13 protein-coding genes are annotated in these 17,899 nt (G+C 74.4%); 7 read left to right on the top strand and 6 right to left on the bottom strand.

From position 1 onward, the window contains the following. Positions 1–141: 141 nt before the first annotated feature. The 4 genes from DEF28_RS00555 to DEF28_RS00540 form a co-directional block, all read right to left on the bottom strand. Positions 142–1,869 carry an ABC transporter family substrate-binding protein gene (locus DEF28_RS00555; protein ID WP_114396009.1) on the bottom strand — a complete coding sequence of 576 codons (1,728 nt, stop codon included), beginning with the start codon at positions 1,867–1,869 and terminating at the stop codon, positions 142–144. Positions 1,870–1,930: 61 nt separating this feature from the next. Beyond that, positions 1,931–4,057, bottom strand: a complete 2,127-nt coding sequence (locus DEF28_RS00550; protein WP_114396010.1) for an ABC transporter ATP-binding protein — start codon at positions 4,055–4,057, stop codon at positions 1,931–1,933. 13 nt (positions 4,058–4,070) lie between these two features. Continuing rightward, positions 4,071–4,994 (bottom strand): ABC transporter permease, encoded by a 924-nt coding sequence (locus DEF28_RS00545; protein ID WP_114396011.1) that lies wholly within the window; start codon positions 4,992–4,994, stop codon positions 4,071–4,073. Positions 4,995–5,070: 76 nt separating this feature from the next. Then, positions 5,071–6,054 (bottom strand): ABC transporter permease, encoded by a 984-nt coding sequence (locus DEF28_RS00540; RefSeq protein ID WP_114396012.1) that lies wholly within the window; start codon positions 6,052–6,054, stop codon positions 5,071–5,073. A 679-nt stretch (positions 6,055–6,733) separates the two neighbouring features. Between DEF28_RS00540 and DEF28_RS00535 the strand changes: the two genes are divergently transcribed. From DEF28_RS00535 to DEF28_RS00510, 6 genes are read left to right on the top strand one after another with little or no spacing between them, the layout of a single operon-like run. Then, the gene (locus tag DEF28_RS00535) at positions 6,734–8,677 is read left to right on the top strand and encodes a mycofactocin system FadH/OYE family oxidoreductase 1 (protein ID WP_114396013.1); all 1,944 of its coding nucleotides are present in this window, start codon (positions 6,734–6,736) and stop codon (positions 8,675–8,677) included. Then, complete coding sequence (locus DEF28_RS00530) at positions 8,674–10,731, top strand: oxidoreductase (protein WP_114396014.1); 2,058 nt, start codon at positions 8,674–8,676, stop codon at positions 10,729–10,731. The genes DEF28_RS00535 and DEF28_RS00530 overlap by 4 nt, the downstream gene beginning before the upstream one ends. Next, positions 10,728–11,711, top strand: a complete 984-nt coding sequence (locus DEF28_RS00525; RefSeq protein WP_199493060.1) for a mycofactocin-associated electron transfer flavoprotein alpha subunit — start codon at positions 10,728–10,730, stop codon at positions 11,709–11,711. The genes DEF28_RS00530 and DEF28_RS00525 overlap by 4 nt, the downstream gene beginning before the upstream one ends. A gap of 34 nt (positions 11,712–11,745) precedes the next feature. Then, positions 11,746–13,044 carry an FAD-dependent oxidoreductase gene (locus tag DEF28_RS00520; protein ID WP_267900192.1) on the top strand — a complete coding sequence of 433 codons (1,299 nt, stop codon included), beginning with the start codon at positions 11,746–11,748 and terminating at the stop codon, positions 13,042–13,044. A gap of 2 nt (positions 13,045–13,046) precedes the next feature. Then, complete coding sequence (locus DEF28_RS27905) at positions 13,047–13,499, top strand: ferredoxin family protein (protein ID WP_199493059.1); 453 nt, start codon at positions 13,047–13,049, stop codon at positions 13,497–13,499. 46 nt (positions 13,500–13,545) lie between these two features. Continuing rightward, entirely contained in the window at positions 13,546–14,445 is a 900-nt protein-coding gene (locus DEF28_RS00510; protein WP_114396016.1) for a mycofactocin-associated electron transfer flavoprotein beta subunit, read from the top strand. 7 nt (positions 14,446–14,452) lie between these two features. Here DEF28_RS00510 and DEF28_RS00505 read toward each other — a convergent pair whose 3' ends face one another. After that, a complete protein-coding gene (locus DEF28_RS00505; RefSeq protein WP_114396017.1) occupies positions 14,453–14,995 on the bottom strand; it encodes a GNAT family N-acetyltransferase in 543 nt (180 codons plus the stop codon). A 100-nt stretch (positions 14,996–15,095) separates the two neighbouring features. Between DEF28_RS00505 and DEF28_RS00500 the strand changes: the two genes are divergently transcribed. After that, entirely contained in the window at positions 15,096–15,743 is a 648-nt protein-coding gene (locus DEF28_RS00500) for a LysE family translocator (protein ID WP_114396018.1), read from the top strand. A 76-nt stretch (positions 15,744–15,819) separates the two neighbouring features. Here DEF28_RS00500 and DEF28_RS00495 read toward each other — a convergent pair whose 3' ends face one another. After that, positions 15,820–17,853 (bottom strand): PhoX family protein, encoded by a 2,034-nt coding sequence (locus tag DEF28_RS00495; protein WP_114396019.1) that lies wholly within the window; start codon positions 17,851–17,853, stop codon positions 15,820–15,822. Between the last annotated feature and the right edge of the window lie 46 nt (positions 17,854–17,899).

Below are 17,899 nucleotides of genomic sequence, written 5' to 3'. Positions count from 1 at the left end.
GCGGTCCCATCTTTGCCGGGGTGTGATCGGGCCCCGGCCTGGGCCCTGGGACCCAGGGCGGCCCAGTCGCCGAGGCCGCGGACAGCGCCGCGCCCCCGCCGACCGGGTCGGCGGGGGCGCGGGTGCGGGCGGATCAGCCGGTCAGGACCCCTGCTGGACCCAGCCGATGTCCTCGTAGCGCATCGAGGCCAGGCCGGTCTCGCCCCAGTTGGCGATGTTCTCGTTGACGACGTAGCGCCCCGGCCGCTGGAAGAACGGAATGTTCTGCGCGTTCTCCCAGATCAGCCGGTCGATCTCGTTGGCGATCTCGGCGTAGCGCTCGGGGTCGACCTCCTGCTGGAGCTCGTCGAACTTGTCGTTGATCTCCTGGGTCGACACCTTGCCGGTGTTGTTGCCCCAGTCGGGCTCGCCGTCCTCGGTCTCGCCGAACGGGCCGCCGTAGTTCTCCCCGGAGTCACTCGCGTACGGGTTGGAGCCGGTGAGCACGAACGCCGCCGCCTCGTAGTTGCCGGGGATGATGTACCCGGTGAAGTACTCGGTGTTGGGCACGGACTCGATGTTGACCGCGACGCCGATCTCGCTGAGCATCGCCTGCGCGATCTCGGCCTCGTCCTGCATCGTCTGCAGGCCGGAGGAGATCACCCAGCGCAGTTCCAGCTCCTCGCCGTCCTCGTTGACGCGGGTGGCGCCTTCCTCGGGCTGGGTCCACCCGGCCTCGTCCAGCATCTGCGCGGCCAGCTCCGGGTCGTACTCGGCCAGGCCCTCGCTGTTGTCCTGGAAACCGGTCTGGCTGGAGCGCAGCAGCCGGTTCACCGTGGGGTCGGTCGGCCAGTCGATCGGTCCCATCGTGGCCTGGGCGAGCGCCTCGCGGTCGATGGCGTGCGTGAGGGCGCGCCGGACCTGGACGTCCTCCAGCTTGGGGCTGGAGCCGTTGAACTGGATGAACCGGTAGCCGTTGTTGACCGCCCGGGTCATCCGGGAGCCCTCCTTGTCGCGGAGCAGCTCGTAGCCGGCGACGTCGGTTCCCAGGTAGTAGCCGTCGATCTCGTCGTTGTTGTACACCTGGGCCAAGGCGTCGTTCTCGTAGCCGTGGAAGATGATGCGGTCCAGCTTGGCCGGCTCGCCCCACCAGTCCTCGTCCTTGTTGAGGATGATGGTCTGGGCGGTGTCGTCGAACTCGACGTCGCCGAAGGGGCCCGCGGTCACCGGGATCTCGCTGACGTAGCCCTCGTTGAACTCGTCGGGATCCGTCATGTACTCCTTCGGGTACAGCGGCGCGAAGAGCTTCGGCCAGTCACCGTAGGGGTTGGCGAAGTGGAAGATCACCTCGTGGTCGTTCTCGCCGCGCTCGACCTCGTCGATCAGCTCGTAGCCGTCCGGGCTGCCCACCAGGAAGTCGCCCTCGCGTGCGCCGCCGACGGTCTCGACCTGCTCGGCGTAGTCCTCCCAGGTGATCGGCTCCCCGGTGGACCACTCGGCGTCCGGGTTCAGCCGGAAGGTGACGGTGAGGCCGTCCTCGCTGACCTCGCTGGACTCCAGGTACGCCGGGTTCGGCGAGGCGGCACCGGTCTCGTCGTACACGTGGGCGACGGGCAGGACCGCCTCGACGATGTCCCGGACGTTGCCCAGGTTGCCGTCGGGGTGCGACATGTTGAACTGGGTGGGGTACTCGTTGATGCCCCAGTGGAAGTCGCCGCCGTCCTCGATGTCCTCGCGGGCGACCTCGTTGACGTCGATCGCGGGGATGTCGGCGAGCGTCTCCTGGGACTCGCCCCCGCCCTCCTCGCCGCCACCGCCGCTGCACGCACTGGCCACCAGCACCAGTGCCAGTGCCGGGGCCGCGAGCGCGGCCCCCCTTCTGATGGTCATGGAAATCTCCTTCTGTGGTTGTCGCGGGGATGGGGGATCGCAGGGGTGCGCGCGGCCCCGGTCAGAGGAGTTCGCGCTCCTCGGCGTAGTGGCAGGCCGCCCCGTGGTCGGCCGCGCCGGCCAGCGGGATGACGGCCGGCTCCTCGTCCAGGCAGCGCTGCCGCTCGTCGTCGCCGAGCTGCCGGAACTTCTGGCACCGGGTGCGGAAGCGGCAGCCGGACGGCGGGTTCGCGGGGTTGGGGAGGTCGCCCTCCAGGACGATGTGCGTCCGCGAGCGCTCCTTCTCGGGATCGGGGATGGGGATGGCGGACAGCAGGGCCTGCGTGTAGGGGTGCGCCGGAGCGCCGTAGATGGCGTCGACGTCCCCGATCTCGACGATCCTGCCGAGGTACATGACGGCGACCCGGTCGGCGAGGTGCCGGATCACGGACAGGTCGTGGGCGACGAACAGGTAGGAGAGTCCCAGCCGGGCCTTCAGCTCGTCGAGCAGGTTGATGACGCCCGCCTGGATGGACACGTCGAGCGCCGAGACCGGCTCGTCCAGGACGAGCAGCCGCGGCTCCAGGGCCAGTGCCCGGGCGATCCCGATGCGCTGCCGCTGCCCGCCGGAGAACTCGGCCGGGTAGCGGGTGGCGTGCGCGGGCTCCAGCCCGACCAGGCGCAGGAGCTCGTGGACCCGGGAGCGGAGCGCTTCGCGGGGGTGGCCGTGGGTGCGCAGCGGCTCGGCGATGATGTCGAACACCGGCATGCGGGGGTCGAGGGAGGACATCGGGTCCTGGAACACCACCTGGACCTCGCGCCGGACCGCGAAGCGGTCGCGCCAGCCGAGTCTCCCGGACTCCCGGCCCAGCACCACCACCCGGCCGCGCTGGGGGGCGTTGAGGCTGAGGATCTCCATGAGCGTGGTGGACTTCCCGCACCCGGACTCGCCCACGAGGCCGAGCGTCTCGCGCTCGCGGATGTCGAAGCTGATGCCGTCGACCGCGTAGACGGTGCCGACCCGCCGTTTGAAGACGGCCCCCTTCATCAAGGGGTGGTGCTTGATCAGGTCGTCGACCTCCAGGACCACTTCGCGGTCCTCGCGGGGGGTGCCGGCCGCGGCATCCTCGGGGATCTCGGGAACGGGGTAGATGTCGGCGGCCGTCCATTCGTTGGCCTCGATCTCGGCGGCGCGCACGCACGCCGCCTGGTGGGTCTCGGCGCCGACCCGGACCAGCGGGGGCTCGCCGGTGGTGCACTCCTCGCGCACGAGCGGGCAGCGGGGGGCGAACGGGCAGCCGGGGGGCAGGTCGCTCAGCGACGGCGGGGTGCCCTTGATGGGGACCAGGGGCGCCTTGTCCTGGAAGTCCAGCCGCGGCACGGAGCCGAGCAGGCCCATGGTGTAGGGCATCCGGGTGCGGTAGTAGACGTCGTCCACCGTGCCGAGCTCGACCGGCCGGCCCGCGTACATGACGAGCACCCGGTCGACGAACCCGGCGACGACCCCCAGGTCGTGCGTGATCATCACGATCGCGGCGCCGGTCTCGCGCTGCGCGGTCTTGAGGACCTCCAGGATCTGCGCCTGGATGGTGACGTCGAGCGCGGTGGTGGGCTCGTCGCAGATGATGACGTCGGGGTCGTTGGCCATCGCCATGGCGATCATGACGCGCTGGCGCATGCCGCCGGAGAACTCGTGCGGGAAGGCCCGGTAGCGCTGCTCGGCGTTGGGGATGCCGACGAGCCTGAGCAGTTCGACGGCGCGGGCGGCCGCCTGCGCCTTGGGGAGGTCCGGATTGTGCACGCGGACGGCTTCGGCGAGCTGGTCGCCGACGGTGTAGACCGGTGTCAGCGCGGACAGCGGGTCCTGGAAGACCATGGAGATCGTGCGGCCGCGGACCTTGGCCAGCTGCCGGTCGTCGAGGCCGAGCAGCTCCCGGCCGTGCAGCCGCACCGAGCCGGTGACCTCGGCGTACTCCGGCAGCAGGCCCATGGCGGCGAGCGAGGACACCGACTTGCCCGATCCGGACTCGCCCACGATGCCGAGGATCTCGCCGCGCCGCAGCTGGTAGCTGACCCCGCGGACCGCGTGCACGTCGCGTCCCTGACCGGCGGCCGGGAAGGTCACGTGCAGGTCGGTGACCTCCAGGACGGGCGCGTCGGGGGCGGATCCGGCGTCGGGGCCGGCCGGCTGCGTCTCGGTGCTGGTCATGGTTTCGGTCCCTCTAGATCCGGCGCGACTTGGACTGGGGGTCAAGGGCGTCGCGCAGGCCGTCGCCGACGAGGTTGACAGCGAGCACGAGGATGACGAGCAGTCCGGTGCAGAAGACGAAGGTCCACGGGTGGGTGACGGCCTGCCGGGCGCCCAGGGCGATCAGCGAGCCGAGCGAGACGTCGGGCGCCTGCACGCCGAATCCGAAGTAGGACAGGCTCGTCTCGGCGATGATGGCCGAGCTGACGTTGATGGTGGCGTCCACGATGAGCAGGGAGGACATGTTGGGGATGATGTGCCGGAAGATGATCTTCCAGGCGGGCACCCCCATGTAGCGGGCGGCCAGGACGTACTCCCGCTCCTTGAGCGAGATCGTCATGCCGCGCACCATCTTCGCGGTGACCATCCAGGCGAAGGCGGCCAGCAGCAGCACGAAGATCAGCCAGCCCTGGCCGCGCAGCGCGGGGTACAGGATAGCGAGGATGAGGAAGCTGGGCAGCACCAGCGCGAGGTCGGTGATCCACATCAGCACCTTGTCGGTGGCGCCGAGGAAGTAGCCGGCGAACGAGCCGACGATGGCGGCCAGGACCGTGGTGATGACCGCGGCGAGCAGGCCGATGATCAGCGACTTCTGCATCCCCACCATGGTGATGGTGAAGATGTCGCGCCCGGTGTTGTCGGTGCCGAACCAGTGGTCGGGCGAGGGGGGCTGCAGGAACGCGGCGAAGTCGCGATCGCCGAACTCCCACGGGCTGACCAGGGGGCCGATCCAGGAGACGGCCGCGAGGCCCGCGATGAGGCCGATCCCCAGGACGACGCGGCGGGTGCGCAGCATCTGCCGCCCGACGGCGGACCAGCGGCCGGGCACCCGCGTCTCGTCGCCGCCCTCGGGACCGGGACCGGTCACCACGGCGGCACGCTCGGCGGACATGCTCATGGGGTCTTCTCCAGCGGGGTGTGGTGGACGCTCGGAGGGAGCGGGGGCGGGAGCGGGAGCGCGGTCGTCGGCATGCTCAGCTCACTCGCACCCGCGGGTCCAGCCAGGCGTAGAGCAGGTCCGACAGGAAGGACGCGGCCATCACGCACACCGCCATGAAGCAGGAGACGGCGGCCACGGCGTGCACGTCGTTGGTGAAGATCGAGTCGACCACCCAGGCGCCCATCCCGTTCCAGCCGTAGATCTTCTCGGTGAAGGTGGTGCCGGCCAGCAGGATGCCGAAGGTGAACGTGAAGTAGGTGACCGTCGGGATGAGCGCGGTACGCAGCGCGTGCTTGAGCAGTGCGGCCCGCCGGGTCAGTCCCTTGGCCATGGCGGTCCGGACGAAGTCGGCGCCGAGCACGTCCAGCATCATGTTGCGCTGGTAGCGGCTGAAGGCGGCGAACTGGGCGATGGCGAGCGTCAGGGTGGGCAGCACCATGTGCTGCAGCCGGTCGCCGAGTGTCCCCCAGAAGCCGGCGTCGAGGCCCGCGGTGTACTCGCCGCCGTACTGGAAGATCTGCACTCCGGCGGCCTGGTTGATCGCGACCGCGCTGACCTGCAGCGAGACGGCGATGACGACGGTGGGGATCGCCAGGACGAGGAAGGCGGCGCCCGTGGAGACCCGGTCGAACGACCGGTACTGCCGGACGGCCGCGTAGGCGCCGATGGCGACCCCGACCGTGCACCCGATCACGGTGCCCACCACGATGAGCCGCAGGGTGACGCCGGCCTTGCGGGCGATCTCCTCGTTGACGCTGCGCCCCTGGATGGTGAGGCCGAAGTCGCCGGTGGCGACCCCGCCGACCCACGTCACGTAGCGTTCCGCCAGCGGGGTGCTGTCGTTGAGGTTGAGCTCGTCGAGGCGGGCCTCGATCGACTCCTGGGACGGCCGGGGGTCCAGCTGCTCGTAGTTCGAGCGCGGATCCAGGGTGGTGGCCGCCAGAAGGTAGGCGAAACTGGACGCCAGGAAGATCAGGACCACGTAGTTGAGCAGTCTCCTGGCCAGGAACATCCCCACGAGGGGCCTCCCACCTCACGCCTGGGCGGCTTGCGGTCGCTGCGGTCGTCGGAGGTTCCCGACCCGGGGGCGTGACGAACCCGCCTCCCCGGCGAGTGCTCGTCTCGCGCCACCGCGGAGGATCGGCTCCCCGCGACAACCGAAACGTGTTTGCCTCGGCGCACGGGGTGGCGCGCCGAATGCCAACGAGTCTGGAGGACGGCGAGACACCTCCTGGTTACTTCGGTGTCAAGAAACCGTCACGAGCCCCATTGTCCAGGGCGGAAACCTTCGCCGACAAGGGTAACCGTAAGCAATCAAATCCCGACGGAACGCGCTTCGCGTTGCGGAGAAAGCGCTCCCAGGTTTGTCCGCACCGCACGGGGCACCGGTTTTCGGTGCCCGCCCAATCGAATCCGCCCGAGGGCCGCCCAAAGGCGGCACGTATCGCCTTTTCGGCAGAGATGTTTCAGCGGACGGTATTCATTCCCGCCAATTTGTAACACCGGTTATCCGTCCGCGGGGTTTCGGGCGGCGGCGGGCCCGGGTTCGGAACCGCCGGGGGCGCAGCCGTTCCCGCCGCACCCGGCACCCCCGCGGCCGGATCGCGCGACCGGTACGCAACCGACATCATGGACGGCGGCGCTCGTCCCGGACCGCGCCGCCGGCCGCGCACGACCAGAAGGGACCCCTCCCCCAGATGCAGCTCCTGTCCCCGCTGCGGTTCGCCTGCGGGACGACCGCGCGCAACCGCCTGGTCTTCGGACCGCACGCGACGAACCTCGGACGCGGCCGCGCGCTGTCGGAGCGGCACGTCGCCTACTACCGGCGACGCGCCGCCGGCGGCGCCGGGATCGTGGTCACCGAGACCGCCTCCGTGCTCCCGAACGACCGGCCCTACGAACGCGCCCCCCTGGCGGCCGAATGCGGCGCCGGGTGGTCGGCGATCGCCGACGCCTGCCACGGCAGCGGGACGCTGGTGCTGGGCGCGCTGGGCCACAGCGGGCAGCAGGGGGTGAGCGGGGATGGTCCCGCGCTCTGGGCGCCGTCGCGGGTGAGCGGCCCCGTGGGCGGCGAGGTCCCGGTGGAGATGGACGCCGAGGACATCGCCGCGACCGTGGCGGCGTTCGCGGCGGCCGCCCGGCTCGCGGTGCGGTCCGGACTGGACGGCGTGGAGGTCGACGCCGGACCGCGCGCGCTCGTCCGGCAGTTCCTCTCCGGCCTGACCAACCTGCGCGACGACGGCTACGGCGGGCGGCACCGCGCCCGTTTCGCCCACGAGATCCTCGGTGCCGTGCGCTCGGAGGTGGGGCGGCACGCCGTGGTGGGGCTCCGGCTCAGCTGCGACGAGCTGGCGCCCGGCGGGCTCGTTCCGGAGGCCGCGGCCCGGCTCGCGGCCGAGCTCGCCGCCCGCTCCGGGCTGGACTACGTGACGGTGGTGCGCGGCTCCACGTTCGCCCCGGACGCCGACCGTCCCGACGGGCACACCGCCCCCGGCTTCGCCTCGACGCCGGCCCGCCGGATGCGCTCGTGGCTGCCGCGGGAGGTGGCGGTGTGCGCGCAGGGGTCGATCGTCGATCCGGAGACGGCCGAGGGGCTCGTCACCGAGGGCACCGCCCAGCTGGTGGAGATGACCCGCGCACAGATCGCCGATGCCGAACTGGGCGGCAAGCTCGCCGCCGGAACCCCGGAGCGTGTCCGGCCCTGCGTGCTGTGCAACGCGGCCTGCCAGGTGCGGCGTCCGGGCAGCCCGGTGGTCTCCTGCCTGGCCGATCCGCGCAGCGGCTACGAGACCGAGGACCCGCCGGAGACCGCGCCCGCCGCCCGACCGCGGGACGTGCTGGTGATCGGCGGCGGGCCGGCCGGGCTGGAGGCCGCGCGGGTCGCCGCCGCGGCCGGGCACCGGGTGCGGGTCGTGGAGGCCGCCCAGCGGACCGGCGGCATGCTCCGCGTCGCCGCGGCGGGGGCCGGACGGGAGCGGCTGGCCCTGCTCGCCGACTGGTTCGCGGCCGAGTGCGTCCGCCTGGGCGTGCGCATCGACACCGGCCACCGGGCCGGGCCCTCCGATATCGACGCGCGGCTGGCCACCGGCGGCGCGGTCGTGCTGTGCACCGGCGGGCTGCCCGGCCGGATCGACTTCCCGGTGCGGTCCGGCGTCGTGGTGCTGGACGCCGCCGAGGCCCTGCGGCGCGGCGTCCCCGCCGGGCCGGTCGCGGTCCACGACCCGGTGGGCGGGCCGGTCGCGGTGAGCGTGGCGGAGGCACTGGCAGCCGCAGGCCGCGAGGTCACGCTCATCACGCCGGACCACCAGGCGGGCGCGCGGCTGGCGCACACCGGCGACCAGGCGGCCGCCTCCGCCCGGTTGGCCCGGGCCGGTGTGACCGTGGTGCGGCGGTCCCGGCCGCACGCGGCGGGCGACGGGGTGGTGGCGGTGACGCACGTGTACGCCGGCGGCACGTCCGAGGTCCGCGCCGACGTGCTCGTCGACTGCGGGTTCCGGCTCCCCGCCGACGAACTGTGGCGCGGACCCCGGCTCGGGTTCACCCGCGCCGGGGACGCGGTGGCACCGCGCGGGGTGTACGAGGCGGTCCTCGACGGCCGGCGCGCGGCGCTCGACCTCGACGACGCGGAGGTGGCCGGATGACCGTCGCCGGGCGCTACTCCCACCTGTTCCGGCCGCTGCGCGTCGGCCCGGTCACGGTGGCCAACCGGGTGGTGTTCGGCGCGCACCGCACCGACTTCGCCGAGGACGGCCTGCCGAGCGCACGGCACACCGCCTACTACGCGGCGCGGGCGCGCGGCGGCGCCGGGCTGGTCATCACCGAGGCGCACGCGACCCATCCCACCGACGGCCACCACGAGCGGCTGGTGCAGGGGTACCGGCCCGAGGTACTGCGCGGCTACCGCGCCATCACCGAGTCGGTGCACCGTGCCGGGGTGCCGGTCCTGGTGCAGCTGGCGCACATCGTGGTGCCCGCCGCCGCCCCCTACGTCCGGCGGCCGGCGTGGGCGGCGTCCCCGGTGGCCGACCCGGTCGCGCGGACGGTCCCCAAGGCCGTGGAGCGGCACGAGATCTCGGCCATCATCGACGGCTACGCGCGGGCGGCGGAGCTCAGCGTCGAGGGCGGCTTCGACGGGGTGGAGCTGCAGTGCGCGCACCCCTCGATCGTCGCCGCGTTCCTGTCGCCGGCGACCAACCGGCGCGACGACCGCTACGGCGGGCCGCTCGCCAACCGCGCGCGGCTGCTCCTGGAGCTGATCGGCGAGGTGCGCGGCCGCATCGGGCCCGCCCGCGTCCTGGGCGTCCGGCTGTGCGGCGACGAGCTCCTCGACGGCGGGAGCACCCTCGCCGACGCGGTCGAGCTGGCGCGCGTCCTGCAGGCCACCGGCAAGGTCGACTACCTCGGCACCGCCCTGGGGACGGCGGCGACCCGCCACGTGTCGCAGGCGTCCATGCACATCCCGGCCGGCTACGCGCTGCACCTCGCCAACGCGGTGCGGCGCGCCGTGGACCTGCCGGTGATCGGCGAGGGCCGGTTCACCGACCCGCTGCAGGCGGACCGCGCACTCGCCGACGGCCACTGCGACCTGGTGAGCGTGGTGCGCGGCCAGATCGCCGACCCCGAGTTCGCCGCCAAGGCCCGCGCCGGGTTCCCGGAGGCGATCCGCGGCTGCCTGTCCTGCAACCAGGGCTGCGTCCCCGGCGTCGGCGGTCCCTCGGGCGAGGGCCGGCTGGCCTGCGCCGAGAACCCGCGGGTCGGCCGGGAGTCCGAGCCCGACCCGGCGCCGGCCGCCGCGTCGGCGATCCAGGGTGGCCGTCCGGGCTCGGGCCGGTGGCCGCGCCGCGCCCGCGTCGCGGCGCCCGGGCCGCGGCCGCGCGACGTCCTGGTGGCCGGTGCCGGGCCGGCCGGCCTGCAGGCGGCCATCGCCGCCGCCCGCGCGGGGCACCGGGTCCGGGTGTGCGAGGCCGCGGACGCCGCGGGCGGCCAGGTGCGGCTGGCCGCGGCGGCGCCCGGGCGCGCGGAGTTCGGCGAACTCGTCCGCAACCAGCTGGCCGAGTGCCGGCGACGCGGGGTGGTGGTCGACTACGGCACCGCGGTGGACGCGGGCCTCGTGCGGCTGGCCGCGCCTGACGTGCTCGTGGTGGCGACCGGCGCCCGCCCGGAGCGGCCCGCGTGGGCGGGCGGGCTGCGGCGGGTGGTGGACGTGCGCGACGTGCTGTCGGGGGCCGTCCGCCCGTCGGGGTCGGTGCTGGTGGTGGACGGGCTCGGCTTCCACGAGGCCACGGGCGCCGCCGAGTTCCTCGCCGAACGCGGCTGCTCCGTGGAGATCGTCACGCCGGCGCCGCTGGTCGGTCGGGAGCTCGCGGGAACCCTCGACCTGGAGGGCTGGTCGATCCGCGCGGCGGCCCGGGGCATCGCGGAGACGTGCGAGCACCGCGTCACGGGGGCGGTCGCGGAGGGCACCGGGGGCCCGGTGGCGGTGTCGCTGGAGCACGAGCCGACCGGAACGGGCGCGACCCGCACGGTGGACTGGATGGTCTGCGCGCTGCCGCAGGCGCCCCGGGACGAGCTGTACCGGCGGCTCCGGTCCCCCGGCGGGCCGGCCGTGCGGGTGCTGCGGGCCGGCGACTGCGTGGCGCCGCGCCGCGTGGACGCGGCCGTGGCGGACGGTGAGCGGATCGGAGGACGGCTGTGACCGCGGACCGGGGCAGGACGATGGCGGTGGTGCCGGTGCGGGACGCGACGCTGCCACCGGGCGGCGCCGAGGCCGTCGCCGAGGCCGGCGGCGTGGCGCTGCTCGCGGGCGGCGGGGCGGAGGACGCGGCGGCCGAGCTGCGCGGCTCCGCCCGGCTGCTCCTGGTGTGGGAGAGCCCGGAGTTCCAGCCGGGCCGGTGGGCGCGCGCCGTCGCCGGGGCATGCGCGGCGGCGGACCTGGTGCTGCTGCCGGCGTGTCCGGACGGCCGCGACCTCGCGCCCCGGCTGGCGGCCCGCCTCGGGCGGCCGCTGCTGGCGGGCGCGGTCCGGGTCGGGCCGGGGTATGCGGTGCTGCCGCGCGACGGGGACCGCCGAGCGGTCCGGGTGGGGATCACCGGGCCCGCCGTGGTGACGCTGCGGCCGGGGGTGGGCGGTGCCGCCCCGGTGCGCCCCGAAGCCCGGTGCTCGGTCCGCCGGATCGGTCCGGCGGGTGCCGCGCGGGACCCCGGGGAGGCGCGGGTGGTCGCCGTCCGCGTCCCGGAGCCGGGTGCCGCGGACCTCTCCGAGGCCGAGCGCGTGGTCGTCGGCGGTGCGGGTCTGCTGGGCGGTCCGGACGGCGGCGCGGCGGCGTTCGCGGCGCTGTCCGAGGTCGCGCGGGCACTCGGCGCGGCGGTGGGCGGGACCCGCGCCGCCGCCGAGGCCGGTCTGGTCGCTCCGGAGCGCCGGGTCGGCGCGACCGGCGTTAGGGTGAGCCCGGAGCTGCACATCGCGGTCGGGGTTTCCGGCGCGCCCCGCTACCTCGCGGGCACCGGGGACCCGGCGCACGTGGTGGCCGTGGACCGGGATCCCGGCTCGCCGATGATGGCGGCGGCCGACCTCGGGCTGGTCACGGACGCGCCTGGACTGCTGGCCGCGCTGGCGCGGATGCTGCGGGACGAAGCCGCGCCGGGGACGGCCGCGGACGCCGTCGGGGACGGCTGAACGGCTGAGGACGAGGCGAGGAAGGGAGCGGCGCGTGACGCGCTTCGACGTGGTGGTGGTCGGCGCGGGGCCGGCCGGGTCGGCGGCCGCTCTCACCGCCGCGCAGGCCGGGGCGTCGGTACTTCTGCTGGAGCGCGGGCCGTTCCCGGGTGCCAAGAACGTGCACGGCGGCGTGATCTACGGCCGGGTCCTCGACGACCTGGTCCCCCGGTGGTGGGAGCAGGCCCCGATCCAGCGGTGGGTCACCCGCCGCTCGCTGATGATGGCGACCGGCGCGCAGGCGCTGTCGGTGGACTACCGCAACGGCGCGTGGGCCGAACCGCCCTACAACGGGGCGATCGCCTACCGGTCGGAGTTCGACTCCTGGCTGGCCGGGGTCGCCGAGCGCGCCGGCGCGCGGCTGGTCTGCTCCACGACCGCGACGGCCCTGCTGCGCGGCCCGGACGGCTCGGTCCGCGGGGTGCGGACGGACCGCGAGGGCGGAGAGGTCGAGGCGGGCGTGGTGATCGCCTGCGACGGGGCCAACTCGCTGCTGGCGCGGGAGGCCGGCCTGCGCCCGAGCGGTTCGGCCGAGGACTTCGCCCTCGGGGCGAAGGAGGTGCTCGCGCTCCCCCGCGACGAGATCGACCGGCGGTTCGGGCTGACCGGCCGGGAGGGCGCCGCCATGGAGGTGCTCGGCTGCACCGCGGATGTGCCCGCGTCGGCGTTCCTGCACACCGCTCTGGACACCGTCTCGGTCGGCGTGCTGGTGCCGGCCGCCGATCTGGCGCGGAGCCGGATCCGGCCGGAGGAGCTGATCGCGGAGGTCAAGGCCCACCCGGCGATCGCACCCTACCTGCGCGGCGCCGAGCTGAAAGAGTACGCCGCGCACCTCGTGCCGGACGGCAGCCGGGCCGTGCTGCCCCGCCTGGCGGGGCCCGGAATCCTGGTCTGCGGCGACGCCGCCGGCCTGGTCCTCACCGCCGGGCCGTGGCTGGAGGGCGTGAACTTCGCGATCGGGTCCGGGATCGCGGCGGGTGAGGCGGCCGCCGCGGCCGTGCGCGCCGGCGACACCGGCGCGGCCGCTCTCGCGGGGTACCGCTCGCGGCTGGAGTCGTCGTTCGTCCTGGGTGACCTGCACCGCTTCCGGGACGTGCCGCACCTCATGCGTTCGGAGCGGATGCGTCGCTATCCGCGACTGGCCTGCGACGCAGCGGAGCGGCTGCTCACCGTGGACAACCCGCGGCCCAAGCCGGGCGTCACCACGGTACTGCGGGAGGTCGCCGCCGCGCACGGCGCCCGGATGCGCGACCTCGCACGCGACGGATGGCAGCTGCTGAGGAGTTTCGGATAGCCATGACGATGTCGATGCTGGACCGCCTGCGCCGCCGCCGTATCCGCCGGAGCGCCCGGAGGGAGGCGGGCGCGCGGCCGGAGCGCGACGCCGGCGGCCGCGGGGACGCTCCGCTCCGTCCGGGACGCGGCAGCGCCGACCCGGCCGCCGGCCGGCGGCCGGAGTGGTCGGAGTACGCCTTCGGCGACCGCATGGCCACGGTGGAGTTCCGGGTGCAGGACGAGCCCCACATCGTGGTGGACACCGCCGCCTGCCAGGCCTGCCCGGGCCAGCCCTGCGTGACCGCCTGCCCCGCCGACCTGTTCACTCCGACGGCCGACGGCGGCATCGTGTTCAACCACGAGCAGTGCTTCGAGTGCGGGCTGTGCCGGCTGGTCTGCGAGGGCGCGGGCGGGGACGCGATCACCTGGTCCTACCCGCGCGGCGGCCACGGCGTGGTACTGCGCTGGTCCTGACGCCCCGCCCCGTGTCTCCGCCGAACCCACGCCCGAGGAGGTTGCGGTGCGTGTCGCCGCCGCGCTGAAACTGGTCGACCTGCGTCCCGACGTCGACCCCCTGACCGGGGTGGTCCGCGAGAGCCACCGCCGCGACGCGCACACGCTCGGTGTCTCCCCCGCCGACCAGGCCGCGCTGGAGACCGCGCTGCGGATCGCGGAGGCCCGCGGCGGCGAGGTGGCGGCGGTGAGCGTCGGCCCGCCGGCCGCCGAGGCGGTGCTGCGCGAGGCGCTCACGGTCGGTGCCGCGCGCGCGGTGCGCGTCGAGCTGCCGACCGCGGGCCCGCACGGGTCCGCGTCGAGCGCGACGGTCGCGGCGGCCCTCGCCTCCGTGGTCGGCCCGGACGGCCCCGCGCCGGCCGAGCTCGTCGTGTGCGGCGACGCGAGCCTCGACCGGGGCAGCGGCGCGGTGCCGGCCTTCCTGGCCGAGGAGCTCGGCGCCGCGCAGGCGCTCGGCCTGGTGGCGGTCTCGGCGGCCGCCGACGGCGCGGCCCGGCCCGGCGAGCGCGGGGAGCTGCACGCGGTGCGCCGGCTGGACCGCGGACACCGCGAGGTGCTGCGGGTCCCGCTCCCCGCGGTGATGTCGGTCGAGGCGGGAACGGCGGAGCTGCGCCGCGCGCCGCTGCCCGCGCTGCTGGAGAGCACCGACGGCCGGGTGGAGACCGCGCTGGCCCCGGCGCCGCGCACGGGTGTCTCCGGGTTCCCGCAGCGCGCGGAGCCGTTCCGCCCCGGACCGCGTCCGCTCCCGGGTCCCGACCCCTCCGGCGACGCGCTGCGCCGGGCGATCGCCGTCACCACCTCGCCGGCCGGCCGCCCGCCGCGGCGGACCGTGGCGGCCGCCCCGGAGGAGGCCGCCGCCGAACTGCTCCGCTACCTGCGCGAGACCGGCCACCTGCGCGGGGGGTGAGCCCGGCTCATCCGGCCGCGCTACCGGGGCCTCCCTCCGGCTCGGCGCCGAGCCCGTGCCGGTACCGGTACTCCGTGAACGTGGCGCCCAACCGGGTCTTGGACCGGCGGGCGCCGTCGGGCTGCCATCCCCAGCGCCGGTAGAAGGCGCGGGCGCGGTGGTTCGGCTCGGCGGCCCACAGCGTGGCGGTGCGGTGGCCGCACGCACGCAGGTGCGCCAGCGCCTCGGCCATGAGGGCGGAGGCGACCCCGGTCCCCCACGCCTCCGGGTGGGCGTAGCACATGTGCAGCTCGCCGACCCCGCGGCCGCCGTCGGGGTCCCGGCTCTCCCGGGTGACGGCGAAGCCGCGCACGCGGCCGCCCTCCTCGGCGACGAGGACGGTGACCTCCGGCGCCCGCACGGCCTGGCGGTAGACCTCGGGGCGCGGCGGTTCGGCGCGCAGTTCCTCCTCCGGCATGAAATGCGACCACGCGGCGAGTGCGGCGGCACGGAACAGCTCGTCCATCGCCTGTGCGTCCTGCTGCCGGGCCGGGCGTACCGTCGCTGCCATACCGCTGTCCTCCTGCCGTCGCCGGAGGCGCCGATCGCCCCCGCGCCATGGATGCTACGCACGGTCGCGCGGCCGCTCCGCCGCCGCCTACGATCGGGGTATGTCCGTGGAGCAGTGGGCCGCCTTCCTCGCCGCCGCCTCGCTGGTGGCCGTCTCACCCGGCGCCAACAACCTGCTCTCGCTGCGCACCGCGCTGCAGCAGGGTGCCCGGGACGCCGTGGTCGGGCTGGCCGGGCGGTTCACGGCGTTCGCGCTGCTCGCCGCCGCGACCGCCACCGGGCTCGGTGCGCTGCTGCTCGCGTCCGAGACCGCCTTCACCGCGCTCAAGTGGTGCGGGGTGGGGTACCTGCTCGTGCTGGGCCTGCGGACGCTGTGGGGCGCGCGAGCCCCGCGCACGCCCGACGAGGAGGAGGCGGCGGCGTCCCCGTCGCAACGGCGACGGCACCGCGGCAGGGCCCGGCTGGTCCGCGAGGAGTTCCTCGTCGCGATGACGAACCCCAAGGCGATGCTGGTCTTCGCCGCGTTCCTCCCGCAGTTCGCTGACCCGGCCCGCCCGTTGCTCCCGCAGCTGCTCGCGCTGGCGGCCGGCTACCTCGCCGTGGAGTTCGCCGCGGCGCTGGGTTACGCCTATGCCGGCGGCCGGCTGTCGGCGCTGCGGCTCACCGCCCGGGTGCGCCGCCGGTTCGACCAGGCGACCGGAGGGGCGTTCCTGCTCATGGCGGGCGGACTCGCCGCGCAGCGGCACTGAGGCCGGCGAGGGCCCCCGACGACGAGGTCCCGGCGCCGCGGGCGGCGCCGGGACCAGGAGTGCGGTCAGACCGGGGTCACGATCCGATCTTGCGGCCGCGGGTGTGCCAGATGGACACCACCGACGGGCGCGGGAAGTCGCCGTTCGGCCAGGTGCTCTGCGGCTGCTCCACGGTGCCGTCCTCGCCGGGGTGCTGCGGGGCGATGAACACCGTCTTCTGGTCCTCGGTGATGAACGGACCGCAGCACTCGGCGCCGTAGGGCACCGTGGCGAAGGTCTTCAGCTCGCCGCGGTACTTCCCCTCGACCGGGACGGCGTGCAGCGCGTCGTTGTGGTCGAGCGTGCCGGGCTGGCCGTCCGTGGCGATCCACAGGTTGCCGCTCGCGTCGAAGGTGAGGTTGTCCGGCGAGGAGATCGCCGCCACCTTGGACTTGTCGTAGCCGGAGAAGTAGGTGCTCGGGTCCTCCGGGTCGCCGCAGACGACCGGCACCTTCCAGCCGAAGGCGGTGGCGCCGGCGTCGTTGCGCCGCTCGGTGATCTCCAGGATGTGGCCGTACCGGTTGTTCGCGCGCGGGTTGGCCTCGTCGGCCTGCTCGGGGGTGCGGCTGGAGTTGTTGGTCAGTGCGCAGTACACCTTGCCGGTGACCGGGCTGGCCTCGAAGTCCTCGGGGCGGTCCATCTTGGTGGCGCCCACGGCGTCGGCGGCGAGGCGCGTGTGCACCAGCACCTCCGCGACGGTGAAGCCGTCGACGTAGGAGGTGGTGGCGTCGCACAGCGGGATCCAGGTACCGGAGCCGTCGAACTCGCCGTCCTCGGGGAGCGCGCCGGAGCCGTCGATCTCCTCGGCCGGGCTGTTGCCGGTCAGCTTCGCGACGTAGAGGGTGCCGGAGTCCAGCAGCGTGTCGTTGTGCCGGCGGGAGCCCTTGCGGTACCGCTTCTCGCTGACGAACTTGTAGATGTAGTCGAACCGCTCGTCGTCGCCCATGTACACGGCCACCCGGCCGTCGGCGGTGATCCTCGTGTTGGCCGCCTCGTGCTTGAACCGGCCGAGCATGGTGCGCTTGCGCGGCTGGTAGTCGGGGTCGAGGGGGTCGATCTCGACCACGTAGCCGAACCGGTTCGCCTCGTTGGGGTGCTTGGACAGGTCGAAGCGCTCGTCCACCCGGTCGAACCGCCGGTTGCCGGCGCGGGTGTCGCCCTGGACGGCGATGCCGTACCGGCGCAGCTTGGGCTTGACGTCCTCGGGAGCGCCCTCGCCGCCGACGAAGTACTGGTTGAAGTTCTCCTCGCAGGTGAGGACCGTGCCCCACGGGGTCATGCCGCCGGAGCAGTTGTTCAGCATGCCGAGCACCTCGGTGCCCTCGGGGTCGGCCGCGGTACGCAGCAGCGCGTCGCCGGCGGCCGGTCCGGTCAGCCGCATCGGGGTCGACGCGGTGATGCGCCGGTTGTAGCGGCGCCGTCCGGAGGTGACGAGCTTCCACGCCCCGGTGCGGCCGACCCGCTCGATCTCCACGATCGACCCGCCGTGCGCGGCCATCGAGATCCGGATCTGCTCCAGGTCGGCGGCGGCGCCGTCGCTGTATCCGGCGAACATGATGTTCTCGTTGGTGTACTCGTGGTTGACCCACAGCAGGCCGCGCCCGTTGTCCAGTTCGACGAACGAGACGTAGTCGCAGTTGTAGCCGAACTGGCGCTCCTGGGCCTCGGCGGTCTGGCCGGCGAAGTCGAACTCAGGCGCGCCCGGGACGACGGGGTCGCCCCAGCGGACGACGACGCGGTGGTCGTAGCCCTGCGGAACGGTCACGGCGTCGGCGGTGTTGGGCGCCACGGAGGTGAAGCCCAGGCGGGGGTTGCGCGGAGCCGCGGTCGCGGGGGCGGCTCCGACCCCGAACGCGAGGGCGGAGGCACCGGCGCTGACCGCCCCGGCGCGCAGGACGTTGCGGCGCGACAGCGCGGCGGTGAAGACATCGCCGAAGTACTCGTTGGCGCTCGTGTTGGGCGCCTCGTGGAAGCAGGCGTCACCGCAGCGGAAACGGCAGGTGGTTCGGGATCTCCCGCCGGCGTGCGAGATGAGCGGTAGCAGTCGGCGTCGGGGCGCGGAATCGGGCACTGGTTCCTCCAGGCACAGGCGGGTTACGCGTGGGGTGGGCGGGCGG

The organism is Marinitenerispora sediminis (genome assembly GCF_003336425.1).
Classification (GTDB): domain Bacteria; phylum Actinomycetota; class Actinomycetes; order Streptosporangiales; family Streptosporangiaceae; genus Marinitenerispora; species Marinitenerispora sediminis.
The sequence above is the reverse complement of the archived record's forward strand: the minus strand, read 5'-3'. Positions and strand labels throughout refer to the sequence as shown.